This is a genomic window from Anaerosacchariphilus polymeriproducens (genome assembly GCF_003363435.1).
Taxonomy (GTDB): domain Bacteria; phylum Bacillota; class Clostridia; order Lachnospirales; family Lachnospiraceae; genus Anaerosacchariphilus; species Anaerosacchariphilus polymeriproducens.
This window is the reverse complement of the sequence record NZ_QRCT01000019.1, coordinates 149,303-167,865: the sequence shown is the minus strand read 5'-3', so window position 1 is coordinate 167,865 and position 18,563 is coordinate 149,303. Positions and strand designations below refer to the sequence as shown.

General features: G+C 34.3%; 16 protein-coding genes. 15 read left to right on the top strand and 1 reads right to left on the bottom strand.

Annotated features, from left to right (window positions below):
• Positions 1 to 5: 5 nt before the first annotated feature.
• The 15 genes from DWV06_RS08165 (at position 6) to DWV06_RS08095 (ending at position 16,962) form a co-directional block, all read left to right on the top strand.
• The gene (locus DWV06_RS08165) at positions 6 to 1,694 is read left to right on the top strand and encodes an ABC transporter ATP-binding protein (RefSeq protein ID WP_162300607.1); all 1,689 of its coding nucleotides are present in this window, start codon (positions 6 to 8) and stop codon (positions 1,692 to 1,694) included.
• Positions 1,672 to 2,757, top strand: a complete 1,086-nt coding sequence (locus DWV06_RS08160) for a S8 family serine peptidase (RefSeq protein WP_115481690.1) — start codon at positions 1,672 to 1,674, stop codon at positions 2,755 to 2,757. Before DWV06_RS08165 ends, DWV06_RS08160 begins: the two co-directional genes overlap by 23 nt.
• A 44-nt stretch (positions 2,758 to 2,801) precedes the next feature.
• On the top strand, positions 2,802 to 3,449 hold the full coding sequence (locus DWV06_RS08155) for an ABC transporter ATP-binding protein (RefSeq protein WP_115481689.1): 648 nt from the start codon (positions 2,802 to 2,804) through the stop codon (positions 3,447 to 3,449).
• A gap of 181 nt (positions 3,450 to 3,630) precedes the next feature.
• Positions 3,631 to 4,539, top strand: a complete 909-nt coding sequence (locus DWV06_RS08150; protein ID WP_115481688.1) for a LysR family transcriptional regulator — start codon at positions 3,631 to 3,633, stop codon at positions 4,537 to 4,539.
• Between the two features lie 112 nt (positions 4,540 to 4,651).
• Entirely contained in the window at positions 4,652 to 6,277 is a 1,626-nt protein-coding gene (nikA, locus tag DWV06_RS08145) for a nickel ABC transporter substrate-binding protein (RefSeq protein WP_115481687.1), read from the top strand.
• Between the two features lie 54 nt (positions 6,278 to 6,331).
• The gene (gene opp1B, locus DWV06_RS08140; protein WP_115481686.1) at positions 6,332 to 7,270 is read left to right on the top strand and encodes a nickel/cobalt ABC transporter permease; all 939 of its coding nucleotides are present in this window, start codon (positions 6,332 to 6,334) and stop codon (positions 7,268 to 7,270) included.
• On the top strand, positions 7,271 to 8,098 hold the full coding sequence (opp1C, locus tag DWV06_RS08135) for a nickel/cobalt ABC transporter permease (RefSeq protein WP_115481685.1): 828 nt from the start codon (positions 7,271 to 7,273) through the stop codon (positions 8,096 to 8,098). It abuts the gene before it with no gap.
• Positions 8,091 to 8,924 (top strand): ABC transporter ATP-binding protein, encoded by an 834-nt coding sequence (locus DWV06_RS08130; RefSeq protein WP_115481684.1) that lies wholly within the window; start codon positions 8,091 to 8,093, stop codon positions 8,922 to 8,924. Before opp1C ends, DWV06_RS08130 begins: the two co-directional genes overlap by 8 nt.
• Positions 8,921 to 9,655 (top strand): ABC transporter ATP-binding protein, encoded by a 735-nt coding sequence (locus DWV06_RS08125; RefSeq protein ID WP_115481683.1) that lies wholly within the window; start codon positions 8,921 to 8,923, stop codon positions 9,653 to 9,655. The genes DWV06_RS08130 and DWV06_RS08125 overlap by 4 nt, the downstream gene beginning before the upstream one ends.
• A gap of 17 nt (positions 9,656 to 9,672) precedes the next feature.
• On the top strand, positions 9,673 to 10,620 hold the full coding sequence (locus tag DWV06_RS08120; protein ID WP_235828921.1) for a M14 family metallopeptidase: 948 nt from the start codon (positions 9,673 to 9,675) through the stop codon (positions 10,618 to 10,620).
• Positions 10,621 to 10,793: 173 nt separating this feature from the next.
• Positions 10,794 to 12,236, top strand: coding sequence for an ABC transporter permease subunit (locus DWV06_RS08115; protein WP_115481681.1), 1,443 nt, complete (start codon positions 10,794 to 10,796; stop codon positions 12,234 to 12,236).
• Positions 12,233 to 13,153, top strand: a complete 921-nt coding sequence (locus DWV06_RS08110) for a carbohydrate ABC transporter permease (RefSeq protein ID WP_115481680.1) — start codon at positions 12,233 to 12,235, stop codon at positions 13,151 to 13,153. Before DWV06_RS08115 ends, DWV06_RS08110 begins: the two co-directional genes overlap by 4 nt.
• A gap of 23 nt (positions 13,154 to 13,176) precedes the next feature.
• The gene (locus DWV06_RS08105; protein WP_115481679.1) at positions 13,177 to 14,937 is read left to right on the top strand and encodes a type 2 periplasmic-binding domain-containing protein; all 1,761 of its coding nucleotides are present in this window, start codon (positions 13,177 to 13,179) and stop codon (positions 14,935 to 14,937) included.
• Positions 14,938 to 15,117: 180 nt separating this feature from the next.
• Positions 15,118 to 16,314 (top strand): macrolide family glycosyltransferase, encoded by a 1,197-nt coding sequence (locus tag DWV06_RS08100; RefSeq protein ID WP_115481678.1) that lies wholly within the window; start codon positions 15,118 to 15,120, stop codon positions 16,312 to 16,314.
• A 27-nt stretch (positions 16,315 to 16,341) separates the two neighbouring features.
• Positions 16,342 to 16,962 (top strand): YesL family protein, encoded by a 621-nt coding sequence (locus DWV06_RS08095; protein ID WP_115481677.1) that lies wholly within the window; start codon positions 16,342 to 16,344, stop codon positions 16,960 to 16,962.
• Between the two features lie 34 nt (positions 16,963 to 16,996).
• On the opposite strand, the gene DWV06_RS08090 is transcribed toward DWV06_RS08095, so the two are convergent.
• A complete protein-coding gene (locus DWV06_RS08090) occupies positions 16,997 to 18,541 on the bottom strand; it encodes a response regulator (protein ID WP_115481676.1) in 1,545 nt (514 codons plus the stop codon).
• Between the last annotated feature and the right edge of the window lie 22 nt (positions 18,542 to 18,563).

Genomic DNA, 18,563 nt, shown 5'->3' with positions numbered 1-18,563 from the left:
AGAATATGAAAAATACAGAAAAAAGAATCCTGCAAAAAATTTTAAAAAGTATGAGTCATTATAAATGGGAAATTGGTGGAATAACTCTATGTTATCTTATTGTGACGGCTACCTCCTTCTTATCACCGATTTTAATCGCCCAAATAACAGATAAAGGTATGCTTCAAAAAAATATGCAGATGATTTTGACATTTTCCTTGTTGCTGCTTGGATTTGCAGCAGTCGAACAGTTAATTGGAATCGGAGAATCCAGGTTGTTTTTAAGGATAAGAAATCATATCAGACTTCAGTTCGGAGCTGATGTGTTTGAAAAATTATTGAAAATTAAATATTCCTATTATAAAGAATCCAATAGTAATGAGATTTTGGAGCGGATCACCACAGATGTAGATCGGGTCAGTATGGTTGCGGATCGGGGAATTATGTATCTGGTACAATTTGTTCTAAGAATCATCAGTGGATTTATCGGTCTATGTTATATCAGCTGGAAACTGACTCTGGTCGTAATTTTAATCATCCCTATTAAATTTGGTCTGGCTAAACTACTGTCAGAAAAGAAAAAGAAAAAAGTAGGTGCGTGCATTACCAGCAGTAATCAACTAAGTTCCTGGTATGGTGATATGATTAATGGAATACGGGAAATAAGGATGTGGAATCTTCAGTATGCAAAAAAAGAGCATTATATTAAGGAACAAAAAAAGTTACTCGAACTAGAAAAAGATATGGAAATGACAGATGCTGTTAATATGAGTTTGGATGGTTTTCTGGAATGGCTGATTACCTGTCTTCTTTATCTGTTTGGAGGTTATCTGGTATGTACCAATGGATTAACAATTGGAGGTGTAATTGCCTTTATTTCTTATAGCAAGTATGTGACAGGACCGATTTCCGCCTTGTTAGATATGAAAATGATTTTTGCCGGAATTCTGCCTTCAGCAGTACGTTTATATTCTTTCCTTGATGACGATGAGGAATCTGGCGAAGGTGATCCAATAAGGCCTGAGCAGTTCGAAGAAATGGAATTTGAAAATGTATCGTTTGCGTATGAAGAAAAAAAGATTTTGAAGCAAATTCATTTTAAAATAAAACGAGGAGAAAAAATAGCGATTATTGGAAAGAATGGAAGTGGGAAAACCACGTTATTTCAATTATTAATCAGGTTGTTAGAACCGGCAGAAGGTATGATACGATTGAATCATAAAGAGATATCAGCTTATCAGATAAAGGACTATCGCAACTTGTTTGGATTGGTCAGTCAGGATGTCTATCTCTTTGCAGATAGTATTCGAGACAATATCAGCCTAGGGGAGAAATTAGAACCAGATCAAATGGAAGAGGCCTGTAAGAAAAGTGGACTATCGGAATTTGTTCAGTCACTTCCGAATGGAATCAGCCAGACAATTGGGAAAAATGGATCAAAGGTCTCAGGAGGAGAAAAGCAAAAGATTGCATTGGCAAGAGCTTTGTTGAAAAACAGACCAATCATACTTTTGGATGAAGCAACTTCAAATATGGACGTAGAGTCAGATGCTGATTTTACAAGACTTATAAAGGAAGAATTAAAAGATAAAACTATCCTTATGATTACACATCGTTATACGAACCTGGAAGGGATGGACCGGATCTTTGAATTATCGGAGGGACGATTGGTTGAAAGAGGGGAAGAAATGCATGGCAAAGATCGTAATCATTGATACTATCATTGAAAAAGAATTGTTAAAGAAAAAGTTAGAGATTCAAACATTTTTTTTGTGCGAGCCGGAAGCAGAAATGCCACCCTATCAGCATGGAACCATTTGCATGAAAATTTTGGAAGCACGTACAGAGGACTATGAGATTATAAATATTGTTATTTTAGAGAATGAGCAAAAGAAAGTGTCGATTGAACGCTTGGTAGAAGCTTTGGAACTCTGCTATAATTTCGAGCCGGATATTATCAGCATGAGTATAGGGACAACATGTCTAAAAGATTATCAAAAATTAAGTGGAGTCATTCAAGCACTTAATGAGAAAGGCATCATTCTGATAGCAGCTCCGGATAACAGTTGCAAAATAACTTGGCCGGCAGCCATGGATTCGGTCATAGGGGTTACCTGTGATTGGAAGGAAAGATTGAAACCGGGCGAAATAAGAACCTTAGAAGAAAATATTTTCGGGTTAGATCTTGTGGCAAATGCCAATCTGGAATTTAAAAATGAGCCTGTGGCATTTGGACAAAGCAATAGTTATGCGGTCCCAATTGTTGTAAGTCTCCTTAATACCTGTATTAATAAAGGAATTCGAGGAAAAGAACGAATTTTAACAGAAATTCAAAATAGTTTTGGAACGGCATTGGCCTATGAGCAGTTAAAATACCCGGAGAAAACTAAGTTGGAAATCTTTGATGAGCCGGTTGTTCTATGTCAGGGATTACATGAAGAAGAATTTGTTCCTTTTATTGAATGGCTATGGGAGGAGCATATGATACAAGCTGTTGGAATTACGGACGACTTACAAACAGATGACTTTACTCTTCTTGCAAGAAATAGAATTGGAACAGATATAGAATCATTTGTAAGTACTTGTTTGCAAAAGGATCTTGTTCTATTTTCGTTGAATCAAAACCAATCAAGGCTCAAATGGGATGTGTTGATTCAAGGTGAGGAAAAACAAGTGGTAATAAAAAGTGCTGAAGAAGAAATTTATGTACAGACAAAAGATGATCAGCAATGGCTGGGAACACTGGTAAATAATCTCGTCGAAATGCTGACAGAATAAATGTGAAAATAGAATAGAAAATAAGAAAAAGGAGAGGTATCAATATGGCAGTAATAGAAGCAAAAGATGTAGAATTTCATTATTATTCTTCAAGGAGTGTTTTAAAAGATATTAATATGGAATTTGAGGAGGGAAAGATGTATGCAATTGTAGGACCGTCAGGATGTGGAAAAACAACATTGTTGTCTTTGTTAGGAGGACTTGATGTACCTACTGGAGGAGAGATTCTATGTGTAGGAAAAAATATTAGTCAGCTTGGTTTGGAGAAACACCGCAGAGACAATGTGACCTTTATTTTTCAGAGCTACAATTTAATTGATTATATGACTGCAGCAGAGAATGTAACTTTAACGTCGAAAGAAGATCCGTTTCCAATCTTGGAGAAACTAGGGATTACAAAGGATGAAGCAACCAGAAATGTGTTAAAGCTGTCAGGAGGACAACAGCAGAGAGTCGCTATAGCCAGAGCACTTGCATCGAATGCTTCTATTATACTTGCCGATGAACCGACTGGAAATCTTGATGAAGAGACAGCAGGAGAGATTACTAAGATTTTAAAAGAAAGTGCCCATACCTATGGAAAATGTGTCATAGTAGTAACACATTCGAATGAATTGGCATCAGAGGCGGATCAAGTGTTTCGGTTAAGAGGAGGTATTCTTTTGAAAGAAGAATTAGTTTGTGAATGCTGATTGGAATCAGAGCGTAGGTGCTTTTATGGCATGAAAACAAATAGGGGATACTTGCTGCTGCTCGACAAAAATTGACATTAATCTCACGCAATGTTAAAATGATTAGAAAAGGCTAACCAAGGTTAGATTAAGAGTGAATGATTGCTTTCATAGTATTTATTGGAAGTGAAGAGGAGAGATTATGGAAATACGACAGATGGAATATCTGATAGCAGCGATTGAAACCAAAAGTTTAAATAAAGCAGCGGAGGTCTTGTATACGACTCAGCCAAATGTAAGCAAAGTAATCCGGAACTTAGAGAGTGAGTTGAATGCAAAGATATTTATTCGTTCGAGTAAAGGTATTAGTTTGACCCCTTTTGGTGAGCAGTTATATGAATATGCAAAGAATATAGTAAAAAATTCAGAGATGGTACAAGAGTTAGCTCAAAATGCGGCCTATCAGAAATTAAAAATAGCATCTTATCCAAGTAATATGGTGGCTCGTAATTTGACAGATTTTTATATGCAAAAAGAACATGATAAACTACATATTGAGTTTCAAGAAGGGACAGCCGAAGAAGTGATTCAGTTAGTATCAGAACGACAGGCACGTATTGGTATTATTTATATTGCGAAGAAACAGGAAGCAATTTTGAATCGTATTTTAGAAATGAAAAAATTGCAGTTCAAGGTATTGAATGAATGTGAACTATGTTTAAATGTAGGGCCAAAGAATCCCTATTATCATTTAGAAAACATTGAGTTTGAAGAACTGAAAGAACTAAAATTTGTGCAGCGAAATAAAGATTATTTCTCTATGGTGAACCATTTAGAGACTTTTAGCAAGGGTGCAGTCCGTATGAATCAGTTAAAGCATATGGTTCATACCAATAGTGATCATTGTGTATTGGATATGTTATTATATACAGATTTATGCAGTTTGGAATTAGATTTTATGATGCCTGATTATCAACAATATGACATAAGGACGATAAGAATAAAAGGGTGTGAACGGTGTCTTTATGTAGGATATATTTCAGAAGGCTTAGAACAACTTGAGAATTATGAAAAATTGTATTTGGAATCATTAGAAAGCTTATTTCAGTGATAGTGGAGCAATGGTATAACAAATTGTTATATCCATGCTCTCTTTTTTTGCTATTAGTAAGTCTTAACTAACTTATGTTATAGTACATATGGATAAATTAAGGAGGAGAATTATGAAAAAAAGAATATTTACATTGTGCCTTGCATTGATAATGGCAGCAGGTACAATAACAGGTTGTGGTTCAAATAAAACCAAAGAGACAGAAAAGACAAGTTTAAAGGGAACAGGAATACAAAGCGAAGATAAAAAAGTGAAAGAAGAGTTAGTATTTGTAAATTATAGAGATATTCGAGATCTGAATCCTCATCTATATGCAGGTGAAATGTATGCTCAGGATATGCTCTATGATACATTGGTAACGATTACGAAGGACGGATATGAAGGGGGTTTGGCAGAAAGCTGGGACATCAGTGAAGATGGAAAGGTATATACATTTCATATCAGAAAAGGTGTTTACTTCTCAGATGGGGAAATTTGTGATGCAAATGCCATTAAAGCAAATTTTGATGCTATTATACAAAATAAAGAACGACATACCTGGTTAGAAATGATGAATCTGTTGGTAGGTGTTGAGGCACCGGATGAAAAAACTTTTGTGATTAAATTGTCACAACCATATTATCCATTGTTAACAGAATTAGGGGTGACAAGGCCTTTTGCAATGATTTCACCAAAAGCAATGATAGATGGGGGGACGAAAGATGGTGTCAAAGAGTATATTGGTACAGGTCCATATGTGTTGAAAGAATTTGAAACAGACAAATATGCGGTATTTGAAGTAAATGAAAAGTATTGGGGTAACAAGCCGGCAATTAAGAAAATTACAGTAAAGGTAATACCGGATAACCAGACAAGAATTTTGGCATTAGAAAAAGGTGAAATTGATTTAATATATGGAAAAAATATGATAGATGCAGATGCTATCAGTAAATATACGGATAGTAAAGACGTTAGTGTAGCAATGTCAGATGCTACGTCGACTAGACATCTGGTCTTAAATACAACGAATGATATTTTAAGCGATACGAATGTCAGAAAAGCATTACAACAGGCAACGGATAAAAAAGCAATTTCAGAAGGTATCTTCTATGGATTGGAAGAACCGGCAGATTATTTGTATGCAAAATCGATACCATATTGTAATGTAGATTTAAAACCATATGAATATAATTTAGAGGTTGCTAATCAATTGTTAGATGAAGCAGGATGGACAAAGAAAAATAGTGAAGTTCGTGAAAAAGACGGAAAGAAATTAGAACTAGATCTCTTATATAATAGTGACAGTGTAACGGAAAAAAGTATTGCAGAATTGCTTCAATCGGAATACAAAGAAATTGGCGTTCAGATTAATATAACGGGACAGGAAGAACAATCTTATCGTGACAATATGAAAGCGGGTAATTTTGATATTGTATTTAATATCTGCTGGGGTACGCCATATGATCCACAATCTTCATTGTCGGCAATGACAGCACCGGTTTATGGAGATTATGCAGCACAACAGGGACTTGAAAATAAAGCAGAAATTGATGATGCAATTGAGAAGATATTAGTATCAACAGATGAAACAAAAAGACAGGAATTGTACAAGTATGTATTAACGAGTCTTCATCAAGATGCAGTCTATATACCTCTGACTTATGAACGGAATAAAGCAATTTTTAGCTCAGAATTAGAAGGGGTTACATTTACACAGAGTCAGTATGAGGTACCGTTCTATCGTATGAATTTTAAATAAAATTGTAAATGAGGCGTTGTCTTTTGACAATGCCTTATTTTAAGAGAGGAAAAAATGAAAGCTTATATATTCAAGAGAATCTTAACGACAATTCCATTATTGCTATGTGTCTCATTCTTGTGTTTTGTTTTTATTAATCTAATACCTTCGGATCCTGCTGAAGTAGCATTACGAGTTCGTCAGACGCCTGTAATTACAGAAGAAGCAATTGAAGAGGTAAGAGAAGAATTGAGATTGAACGACCCTTATTTTGTTCGCTATATTCGGTGGTTAGGAGATTGTCTTACCCTTGACTTCGGAGTAAGTTATACAAATCCATCCAGAACGGTATTAGGAGAAATCAGTCGGTGTCTGCCGGCGACTGTTTGGTTAGCAGGAGCTTCTTTGCTATTTGTAATTATCCTGAGTCTTCCAATTGGATTTCTTTGTGCTGTCTATCAAAACAGTTGGTTTGATAAATTAATGAGAGCGCTTATATTTATGACAACTGCAATGCCCGCTTATTGGATAGGCTTATTGTTAATCTGGCTGGTAAGTATTCAATGGGATCTGCTTCCTACTAGCGGAAGTGGAAGTATTAGGCATATGATATTACCTGCATTTACAGTTTCATTGACTTACATTTCAACTTATATACGTCTGATACGAAATAATATGTTGGAAAATATGAAAGAAGATTATGTTCTTTATGCAAAGGTACGTGGATTGAAGCAGAAAAATATATTAGTAAGGCACATCTTGAAAAATTCACTGCATACTTGTATTGTGGCGATTGGTATGAGTATACCGCAGTTGATTGCCGGAACTATTGTAGTTGAAAATGTGTTTGCATGGCCTGGATTAGGGAAGCTTTGTATCGAGTCGATTTTTAACAGGGATTATCCAGTCATACAGATTTATGTATTATTGATTGGTACTTTATTTGTAATATTCAATCTGCTATTTGATATCATTCAGTATTTGGCAGATCCTAGATTGCGGGGGGAAAGATAAATGTGGAAACGGTTATGGAAAAATAAAATGGCTGTTCTTATGCTTGGGATTATTTTGGGAGTGATAATTGCTGGAATATTTGCGCCAGTAGTTGCACCTCATGACCCTTATAAAACAGATATACTTAATAAGTTTGCCGGATTTAGTATGAGTTATCCATTAGGAACCGATCATTTGGGCAGATGTATTTTATCTCGTATGATATATGGGATCCGTCCTACTTTGTTTTTATCAATTTTAACAATGACAGGTACCATTTTTCTTGGTATGATTATGGGGCTTTTAGCAGGATATTTCAGAGGCTTCGTGGATGAAGTAATTATGAGAATCGTTGATGTGATGCTTTCCTTTCCAAGTCAGATCATGGTGTTTGCGATTGTAGCGCTTCTTGGAGTTGATATACGAAATGTAATTCTTGCAAATGTATTTATTAAGTGGGCATGGTATGCCAGAATGATACGAACGAATGTTATGAAGTACAGAGATAAAAATTATATTCTGTATTCAAAATGTATAGGAAATAGAGAACGTTATATATTATTTCGGCATCTATTGCCGAGTATCTCATCAGAGCTGGCAGTATTAGCTACTTTGGATATGGGATGGGCCATATTAAATATCTCTACCTTATCATTTCTAAAACTCGGAGTTCAGCCGCCGACACCAGAATGGGGCGCTATGCTCAATGAGGCTAAAAATGTTATGACAACAAATCCTGTTCAAATGATTGCACCGGGCTTAGCAATTGTTATCTTGGTTGCTGCTTTTCATTTTCTTGGAGATGCACTAAGAGATGCATTGGATCCTAAGGAGGCAGAGTATGAATGATAAAGAAATCTTACGAGTGAAAAATTTAGTAGTAGATGTTAAAGGCAAGAATGGAAAAAGGTCAGAAATTATAAAAAATATCAGTTTTGAATTAAACAAGGGGGAATGTCTTGGGATTTTAGGGGAAAGCGGTAGTGGAAAAAGTATGAGTATGAAAGCAATTCTTGGATTGTTAGATAGTCATTTTATCATTCGGGGAAGTGCTTATTATAAAAATATGGATCTGATGTTAGAGACTCCTGAAAAGCTAAGGAGTTACAGAGGAAATGATATTGCAGTGATATTACAAAATCCAATGACATGTTTTGATCCTTTGTTTAGAATGGAAGATCAGATGAAGGAAACTTGGCAGTCTCATTTAAATCTATCAAAAAGAGAATTACACGAAAAAGCATTATCGGTTTTAAGAACAATGCAGATTCCCAATGAAAGAGATGTGTTAAGAAAATATCCACATCAGTTAAGCGGCGGTATGCTGCAAAGAATCACCATAGGACTTGCGTTGTCCATGGAACCGGAAATCTTAATTGCCGATGAACCTACGTCATCGATTGATGCCATTACGCAGTTTGAAATTATGAAGGAATTTCAGAAGATTAAGGAGAAATGTGGGACATCAATGATATTTATTACGCATGATTTAAGTGTAATTTCACAAGTTGCAGACCGGATTCTTGTAATGAATCAAGGGGAAATTGTAGATATGGGTGATTTTAAACATATAACTACAAAGGCACAGGATGAATATACGCGACATTTGGTAAGAAGTAAAATGATGGTAATGAGACAATACAATCAGGTCTTACAGAAAGGAGAAACGTTATGATCCGCTTAAACAACGTAGGAGTAAGTTTTCGGAAGGAAAACCAGAAAAAGATATTTGGCAAAGAGCGCCAGCAGATATTGGTAGATGTATCAATGCACGTGAAAGAAAAGGAATGTCTTGGAATTTTGGGAGAAAGTGGAAGTGGAAAAAGCACAATGGGTCGTGTCATCTGTGGATTATTAAAGCCTGATTGTGGTAAAGTAGAGGTGGAAAAACCAATCAGTATTGTGTTTCAGGATTACACGACATCTGCAAACCCAAGATTTACTGTAAAGCAAATTATTTCCGAATCGCTTATTGTTCGTGAAAGAAGAGAATCGATTCGATTGGATAGAGAAAAAGAAATTCGTAAGCTTTTGGAATTAGTGGGATTAAGTGAGGAATTTTCCTTACGTTATCCACATGAGTTGAGCGGAGGCCAGTTACAGAGAGTTTGTATTGCAAGAGCTGTTGCACTACAGCCTAAAATTATTCTTTTTGATGAATCAATTAGTTCGTTAGATGCATATACACAGGTACAAATTATGGATTTATTAAAGGAAATTAGAAAGAAGTATGGATTGACCTATGTATTTATTACGCATGATTTGTCTTCCGTGACTTATTTTTGTGATAGAGTATTATTTTTATACCAGGGTCAGATTGTGGAGACATGTGAAATAGCAGAACTAGGGAAAGTGAAAGATGAATATGCAAAAAAACTTTTAAATTCTGTGGTGAATTTAAGATAGGAATGAAAGGACAAAAAATGAAAATAGGAAACTTAAATATAAATTGTGGAGAAAAGAAACAGGGATTTGTGTCTGTCTATAAAACAGGACTACAGATTCCCATTACAGTCATCTGTGGGATAGAAAAAGGAGATACGATATTGCTTACCAGTGGAATTCACTGTGCGGAATATGTTGGTATTGAAGCGGCTTTAGAGTTGGCACAGAAAATGACTCCTGATGAGTTGAAAGGACAGGTCATTATCATTCATCCGGTAAATATTTCAGGGTTTGAGCAGTGTAACTATAATTCAAAAGTTCCAGAAGATCATAAAAATCTGAACCGAGTTTTCCCGGGAAGTCAGGATGGAACTGTATCGGAACAAATAGCAGATTTTTTAGTAAAAGAATTTCAGTCAAAAGCAGATTATTATATTGATATGCATGGTGGTAATACACAAGATAATTTGGCTCCTTATGTTTATTATGTTGCGGCAGCAAAGCCGGAAGTTATGGAAAAAGCCAGAAAAATGGCTTGTAGGGTAAATGTGAATTATATGGTAGGTTCTACAGTTTCAAGTCAGGGGTCATACAATTATGCAGGGACATCCGGTATTCCTTCTATATTGATTGAACGGGGATGTGCCGGAGTCTGGAGCTTGGAGGAAGTTGAGTTATACAAAAATGATATTAAAAATGTAATGCGTTATCTTGGGATCTTAAAAGATCAAGAGGAGGAAAAAGAATATCAACCTGTTTCCGTAAAACAAGTAGAATATCTGAAATCTAATCATACCGGTTGCTGGTATCCAGCAAAAAAAGCAGGTGATATTGTTAAGAGAGGAGAGCTGGCAGGTGAAATCAAAGATTATTTTGGAAACATGTTAGAGCAGTTTTATTTTCAAGATACTGGTGTTATCCTGTATCAAACATGTACACTATGTACATATAAGGGAGAAGAAATTGTAGTGTATGGAAAAATATAATTTAAAAATAGAAGGGAAAAAGACCGATTGTAGAAATTGGTCTTTTTTTTACGAACAAAACACCAGAAAAAAATATTGTATTTTACCTCAAATCTTTCAGGTATTACAAAATAGAGAGTTTATATATAATAATTCTAAGTAAAAGAGTGACAGCTTAACTAATAAAGGAGGAAATGAGAGTGAAAGAAAACAGCGAAGACGATAAGATTTATATTGTGCAAAGAATTTGTACCATGGCGGCACTCGTTTTGTTATTTGTACCTTCTGTTAATCCTGCAAGAATCTGTGGACTGATTGGAAAAAACATATCTTTGTTTACTGCGGGGACGTCATATTCATCGTTATGTGAAAATTTCAAGAGAGCATTTGATAAAGGCTGGGTTGGGACTTTAAGTATGCAGGTTGTGTTCCTATCAAGTTTGCTGATCTGTATTGGGATTATTTTGGCCGGATTGGGTGTTTGTATAACACTGGGATCATTAAAGTTAAAGCAATTAGGTAATTTTATTACGATGGCGGGTGGTATTATTTCGTTAATTTCCTGCTATGGATTACACTGGGCTGCCGTCGATATTCAAGGTACATCAAAGCCGGATAAGGTAGAACCAATGATGCCGCAAGGAATCTGGTATTTTATCATTTTTAGTGTTCTGATAGTATTTATAACGATTGTGCTATTGATTCGTACACCGAAACCGGAAAAAGAAGAAAAGTATAGCATGGAATCAAAATATAAACTGTTTTTTATGCTGTTACCATTTATTATTCTTTGTTTTGTATTTTGCTATCTTCCATTGTCCGGTTGGAGATATGCATTTTTTAATTATAAAGCAGGAGATGTCCTGACGGGAGACAAATTTGTTGGGTTTAAATGGTTTATCTACCTTTTCAAGAATGAATCTACTAGAAATGATTTAATACGGGTCATCAAAAATACGTTAGCGATGAGTGGGCTTGGCCTTGCAACAAGCTGGTGTGCTATGGCATTTGCTATTTTTTTATCGGAGATCAAAAATGTACGCTTCCGCAGGTTCGTTCAAACATTTACAACAATACCGAACTTTATTAGCTGGGTCTTAGTATACGCAGTGGCGTTTTCCATTTTTTCCACAGATGGTTTTTTGAGTTCTATTCTGATAAAACTTGGGATTTTAGACAAGGGTGTCAATTTTTTAATGAGTTCGTCTCATATGTGGCTTAAGATGCTTGCCTGGGGGATGTGGAAAGGGCTTGGATGGGGAGCCATTATTTATATTGCAGCGATTTCAGGGATTGATCAGCAATTATATGAAGCGGCAACGGTAGATGGAGCCGGACGTTTTCAGCGTATGTGGTATATTACAGTGCCAAGTTTAATTCCAACTTTTATGGTTCTTTTGCTATTAGCCATAGCGGGGATACTAAGCAATGGAATGGATCAATACTTAGTATTTGAGAATTCTTATAACACAGATTATGTAACAGTACTGGATCTATATGTTTATAAATTGGGAGTCAATAGTGGTAAAATACCGTTGGCAACAGTGATTGGAATGGCAAAATCACTAATTAGTGTAGTTCTTTTATTTAGCGCCAACAGTATTTCAAAAGTAATTCGAAAGGAAAGTATTATATGAAGAAAAAACATAAAAAGAGGTATAAACGAACATTACAAGATTGGATATTTGATATTTGCAATCATTTAGGTTTTTTACTATTTACTTTGGCCTGCATTTTTCCATTTTATTACATATTAATTAATACCATTAGTGATAACAATTTAGTTTTAAAGGGCAGCATAAATTTTATTCCAAGAGGAATTCATATAAAAAATTATATCGCTTTAATCAATGTAAATGATTTGGGTACGGCAGCGATTGTTACCATCTCAAGAACGATAATTGGTACAGCATTGATGGTTCTGGCATCTGCATTTGTGGGATATTTAGTGACCAAAAAAGAAGTATGGGCAAGAAAGTTCTGGTATCGTTTTTTGATTGTTACAATGTATTTTAATGCAGGATTGATACCTTGGTATTTAAATATGTCTATGTTGGGCTTAACAGATCATTATCTTGCTTATATCATACCGACGATTGTAGCACCGTACAATATTATTCTTGTTAAGACATATATTGAATCTATCCCATCCGAATTAGAGGAAAGCGCAAAGATAGATGGAGCCAGTTATTTCGTAATTTTTCGTAAAATTATATGGCCTTTATGCAAGCCGATTTTGGCAACGATTGCAATATTCGGCGCAGTCGGTAACTGGAATTCGTTTACGGATTCTTTGATTTTGATGCCGAATGCGACAGAACTACAGACTTTGCAGCATAAGCTATACAATTATTTAAGAGCATCCACGAACCTTAAAAGCCTTATGAATTCAGGCAGTAGTACGGTTGGTGCTGCGGCGATGGATAATGTATTGAATGCAAAAACGATTAAATATACAATTTCTATGATTACCATTATTCCAATATTAATGGTATATCCGTTTATGCAGCGTTACTTTGAAAAAGGAATTATGTTAGGAGCAGTGAAAGGGTAAAAGCAAAACAGGAGGAGAAGGATATGAAATTAAAGAATGTAGCAGCAGGAATGATGGTATTTGTTTTGATAGTCAGTATGGCAGCTTGTGGTGAAAGAACAACGACTACCAACTTACAAAGTGAAGACACTACAAAAGAAAATCAGTCTTCAGATGAGACTGGATCAGAGATGTTAGATCTGGAAGAAATTATTCCGGAGAAAACAGTAACATTAAATGTATACAGTCAAGTGGCAAATTATCAGGGGGAGCAGATTGGGTGGTTTGCAAAGGTCATAAAAGATAAATTTAATGTAAAACTTAATATTATTAACGATGGTACAGATGGGGTGTTTGCGACTCGAATGGAATCCGGGAACTTAGGTGATATTGTTATTTTTGGAAACGATACGGATCAATATCATCAGGCTATCGACAAAGGGATGCTGTTAAACTGGAATGAAGATCAAATTTTAGCAGACTATGGTCCTTATATGAATAAAAATATGACAAAGGCATTTGAGAAGAATAAGAAAATTTCCGGAGGAAAAATATACGGATTTGGTCATGATGTAGCTGTTAAGAAAAATTCTTATGGAGAATTTGAGTATCATCCGGATATCCGATGGGATCTTTATCAAAAAATTGGTTCTCCAAACGTAGATACTTTAGAGGATTACGTCAATGTATTGAAAAAAATGAAAGAAATATGCCCAAAATCTGATTCAGGAAAAGAGACTTATGGCGTATCTTTATTCAATGACTGGGATGGAGATATGGTTATGTTTGTAAAGGCAACAGCAACAAATTTCTTTGGTGTAGATGAATTTGGAGTTGGGTTTTATGATGCTGAAACAGGTGATTTTCAAGGATGCTTAGAAGATAACGGTTATTATACAAGATGTTTGAAATTTTATAATTCTTTATACCGAGAAGGTTTGCTAGATCCGGATTCTATGACACAAGGATATGATGGATGTATGGAAGATTACAAGGATGGTACTGCATTTTTTTGTATTTTTGGATGGATGGCGGCTCCATTGTATAATTCTACGGAACACGTCAATCAAGGTAAAATGATGTTACCCCTGGCAGCAAAAGAGCAAGATACCTTAGTCTATGGGTTGAATACGAACGGAAATAACCGGGTATGGGCGATAGGTGAGAATACCCAGCATCCGGAATTATGTATGGCGATTATAAATTGGTTATGTACGCCGGAAGGCAGATTAATTACAGAATATGGCCCAAAGGGAGTATGCTGGGATTATGATGAAAAGAGAAATGCATTAATTACAGATTTTGGATACGAAGTTAAGAATTCTGCCGAATTGAAGATGCCTGAAGATTCCGGGTATGACGGTTTATGGAAAGATGGATGTCCCCAATTTAATAATACAACATGGTCTTTATATACAGAAAATCCTGAATCTAATGGTGAGACTTATTATTATAAATATTGGCCGAATGTATTGGCAAGAAAGGTTTCTCCTGTAGAAAAAAGCTGGAGAGAGGCAACGAAGTCAATCACTTCAAAAGATTATTTATCAAAGTTTAAATTTTCTGTGTCAAAACCAAATACCTATTCAGCAAGTATTAAATCAGATGAACTTGATACGACATATAATCAAGTTACAAAGTGTATAAAAGATGGTTCCTGGCAGGCAATTTATGCGAAATCAGATGAGGAGTTCAACCGTATTGTAGAAAAGATGAAGACAGAAGCAGCTTCTTATGGATATCAGCAATGTATAGACTGGTGTAAAAGAGAAGCTAAATTGCGAAAAGCTTCTGAGGAAAAATAGAAAGTTAGTGATAAAATCTTATTTTTCAATATATTGACATCTAATAAATGTTGGTATACGCTGATTATAAGGAGGTAAAATAAAGATATTGCTGGAAACAGTAAAACATTAATAAAAATTAATATTTTAAGTTCTAATTACTAGTTATAATAACACAACATAATAAAAGGACGTGAAAAAATGGAGAAAATATTATTTTTGGGAATACCAGCTTATGGGCATATTAATCCAACATTAGGTATCATCGCTGAGTTAGTGAAACAAGGGAAAGAAGTAGTCTATTTTTGTTCTGAAGAATTTAGAGATAGAATAGAAAAAACTGGTGCTGTATTTAAATGTTGTAGTGGTTTGGATGATTTTCTGGGTAAGAATAAATCACAAACACATAGTCTTAATAAAGAAGATATAGTGAGAGTTTTTGAGTGGACCATAAATTCTTGTGAGAAGATCATTAATGAAATTTTAGAAAAAATAGACGATATGAAATTTGATGTTATTGGTTATTCAGTTAATTTTCCTTATGGTTATATTATGGCTCAAATACTTCAAATTCCTTCATTTTCATCTTTTGAAGTATTTGCTAAATCAAAAGATATAATGCCAAAAGAACTACAAAAAGTAGTAAAAGAAATATTAGCCGATCATTCATTAGTGGATGAATATAAAGAACTTTCATTAAAACTGAATGCAAAATATAATATAGAAATGCCGGAATTAAGAGAACTATTTATTAATAAAGGAGATATTAATTTTGCATATACATCAAAGTATTTCGTTCCAAATATAGAAGAGTATGATGATACTTTTAAATTTATAGGACCTCCTATATATGATAGAAAAGAAGATATCACAGATTTTCCTTTTGAAGAGATTAAAGGAAAGAAAGTTATATATATATCTTTAGGCACTGTATTTAGTAATTTTTATAAAAATCTTTATGCTATCTTCTTTAAAGCGTTCAAAGATTTTGATGCAGCAGTTGTAATGACTGCATATAATACAGATTTATCAGAATTTGAGATACCTGAAAACTTTATAGTAAGAAATTATATTTCCCAAACAGAGATCTTGAAATATACAGATGTTGCTGTAACTCATTCAGGTATGAATAGTACAAATGATCTATTATTTAATAATGTCCCATTTGTTGCGATTCCTTTAGGCGCAGATCAACCATATATGGCTTCAAGAACTGAAAAATTAGGAGCGTGTATTAGTTTAGATAAGAATAATCTTACACCAGGAATTTTAAGAGATTCAGTAAATAAAGTAATGACAGAACCAAAATACATAGAGAATATTAAAAAAATAAATGAGTCTTTTAAAAAATGCGGTGGTTATAAAAGAGCAGTTGATGAAATATTAAGTTTAGCATGAAAATTTTCATTATATTAGGAGGAATTTATGGGGAGGATATTTCAAGTGGATGGACCGGTTTATAAATTTTTGAGCCGGTTCGTAGATTTGGTAGTATTGAACTTTTGGTTCTTGCTCTGTTCGATTCCTATTATTACGATAGGTGCATCTTTATCTGCTGCATATACAGTTGGAATGCGTATGGTGAAAGATGAGGAGGATTCTATCACCAAAGATTACTTTGCGGCTTTTGCATCAAATTGGAAGCAGAGTACAATATTATGGATAATTACAATCGTAGTATCTTATTTTGTTTATTTAGATTTTGAAGTGTTTAAAGCTATGGATAAGGGGTCGGTTTTATTATTGCTCATTGGAGGACTGACCGGTTTTTATTTTTTCTTTTCCTTATTATATGCTATCCCATTAAGTACTCGATATAAAAATACAATATACATGATTCTACGAAATTCTATGCAGATTTCATGCAGGTATTTTGGAAAGACAGTTTTTCTGGTATTTTTAATAGTAATGGAATTAGTTATGTTTTGGTATGATAAGGTCACCCTATTTTTTGCAGTATTAATTGGACCATCCTTTATCATATTTACAAAAAGCTGGTTATGCAGGACTATTTTTGAAGATATAGAACGGAAACAAAAAGAGTAGATTAATTATATAGAGGGATTGGTGCATATAAGCATCATCCCTCTTTCATTGATTTTCTATATTCAGCAGGGCTCATCCCAACATACTTTTTAAACTTTTTATGAAAATAATCCACATTGTTATAGCCGATACATTCTGCAATTTCATAAACTTTTAATTCCTGTTGGCTAAGTAGCTTTTTAGAGTGCTCAATTCTGATTTCATCTAAATAAGAATTAAAATTTTTACCAACTGTTTTGTGAATTAGTTTTCCCAGATAGGCACTGTTATAACCAAATAAAGGAGCAATAGTTTCTAACTTAATATGATTATGGAAATTATGTTCTATGTAATATAAAATATCTTCCAGAATACTATTTCTTGAGTAAGCGCCTAATGCGTTCATGATCATTTCAAATTGACTTGAGTAAAATTGAATGATTTCATAAAGATAGAACTTACTCTGAATCAGTTGTATAATTTCCGAGTTGGTAGGAAAAGGAATCTGTATATTGCTATAAAGGCGATTGATACGTTCTTTAATAAGAAGATATAAATCGGCCAGAAACAATTTAGTCTCTGAAATATTATTTCTCACATTATATAAGTGATTTTCTAGATGAATTAAGGAATCATTTACCTTTTGTCTGTTAAAACATTGTATGTAATCAGCCAATTCAAAAGCGTATTCTTCAATAATCTCTCTGGTAATCATAATATTTTTTGTTTCAATAGCAGGAAAATCAGGAAATCCTAAGGTATGTTGCCCTTTTTTGCAGAAGAACCGCCGTTTAATTAAGGCGGCCGCTTCTTTGTAAGAGATAGAGATATCAAAAATATGATTGACAGGACGTCCATAAGCAATAAAGATCGAATCTAGCGGACTTCCTTTTTGTGGAATTCTATCATAGTGTTCTAGAAAACGATTAAATTTTTTCAAAGCAACGTCGCCTTTTAATAATATAACATTCATGTTATCTTCTATAAAATAGTCGAATAAATTTGAGGTATTGGTCAAGCGTAGTATATCTGCAAAATCGTAGGAAACATCACGGAATTTGTAACTATAATTTTCGTACAACAGTATTTGATATTTATCAGCATATAAATGGATATACTGAATATCGTTCAACGAAAGAGAAGACGATTCTGTAATTAATTCGTGTAATATTGTATTTTTTGCTTTTTGCTTATATTGAAAGATGTTTTCCAAATTTTGAGCTTCAGATATAAGTGTAGTTTTGATAGATTCTATAGAACGACTTAGTTCATCTTCGTCAATTGGTTTCGTTAAATATTCATTAACTCCAAGTTTAATAGCAGATTGTGCATATTTAAAGTCAGAATATCCACTTAAAATAATAAATTTACCTTGATATCCGCGATCCCGGGCTAGCTTTATTACATTAATACCATAAAGTTTTGGCATATTGATATCTAATAGTACCAAATTTGGTTGTTTTTTTAAGATTAAATTTAAAGTTTCTTCCCCGTTTGATGCTTCCCCACAAATGGTAAAGCCGTAATCTGTCCAGTTTATGATACAGGACAAGCCTTCACGTATTACTTTTTCGTCATCAGCGATGAGAACTGTATACATAATTATCATCTCCCCTTTTTTA

Coding starts and splice junctions, on each gene's coding strand:
- DWV06_RS08165 (WP_162300607.1), top strand. CDS start 6: ATGAAAAATACAGAAAAAAGAATCCTGCAAAAAATTTTAAAAAGTATG.
- DWV06_RS08160 (WP_115481690.1), top strand. CDS start 1,672: ATGGCAAAGATCGTAATCATTGATACTATCATTGAAAAAGAATTGTTA.
- DWV06_RS08155 (WP_115481689.1), top strand. CDS start 2,802: ATGGCAGTAATAGAAGCAAAAGATGTAGAATTTCATTATTATTCTTCA.
- DWV06_RS08150 (WP_115481688.1), top strand. CDS start 3,631: ATGGAAATACGACAGATGGAATATCTGATAGCAGCGATTGAAACCAAA.
- nikA (WP_115481687.1), top strand. CDS start 4,652: ATGAAAAAAAGAATATTTACATTGTGCCTTGCATTGATAATGGCAGCA.
- opp1B (WP_115481686.1), top strand. CDS start 6,332: ATGAAAGCTTATATATTCAAGAGAATCTTAACGACAATTCCATTATTG.
- opp1C (WP_115481685.1), top strand. CDS start 7,271: ATGTGGAAACGGTTATGGAAAAATAAAATGGCTGTTCTTATGCTTGGG.
- DWV06_RS08130 (WP_115481684.1), top strand. CDS start 8,091: ATGAATGATAAAGAAATCTTACGAGTGAAAAATTTAGTAGTAGATGTT.
- DWV06_RS08125 (WP_115481683.1), top strand. CDS start 8,921: ATGATCCGCTTAAACAACGTAGGAGTAAGTTTTCGGAAGGAAAACCAG.
- DWV06_RS08120 (WP_235828921.1), top strand. CDS start 9,673: ATGAAAATAGGAAACTTAAATATAAATTGTGGAGAAAAGAAACAGGGA.
- DWV06_RS08115 (WP_115481681.1), top strand. CDS start 10,794: ATGAGAGTGAAAGAAAACAGCGAAGACGATAAGATTTATATTGTGCAA.
- DWV06_RS08110 (WP_115481680.1), top strand. CDS start 12,233: ATGAAGAAAAAACATAAAAAGAGGTATAAACGAACATTACAAGATTGG.
- DWV06_RS08105 (WP_115481679.1), top strand. CDS start 13,177: ATGAAATTAAAGAATGTAGCAGCAGGAATGATGGTATTTGTTTTGATA.
- DWV06_RS08100 (WP_115481678.1), top strand. CDS start 15,118: ATGGAGAAAATATTATTTTTGGGAATACCAGCTTATGGGCATATTAAT.
- DWV06_RS08095 (WP_115481677.1), top strand. CDS start 16,342: ATGGGGAGGATATTTCAAGTGGATGGACCGGTTTATAAATTTTTGAGC.
- DWV06_RS08090 (WP_115481676.1), bottom strand. CDS start 18,541: ATGTATACAGTTCTCATCGCTGATGACGAAAAAGTAATACGTGAAGGC.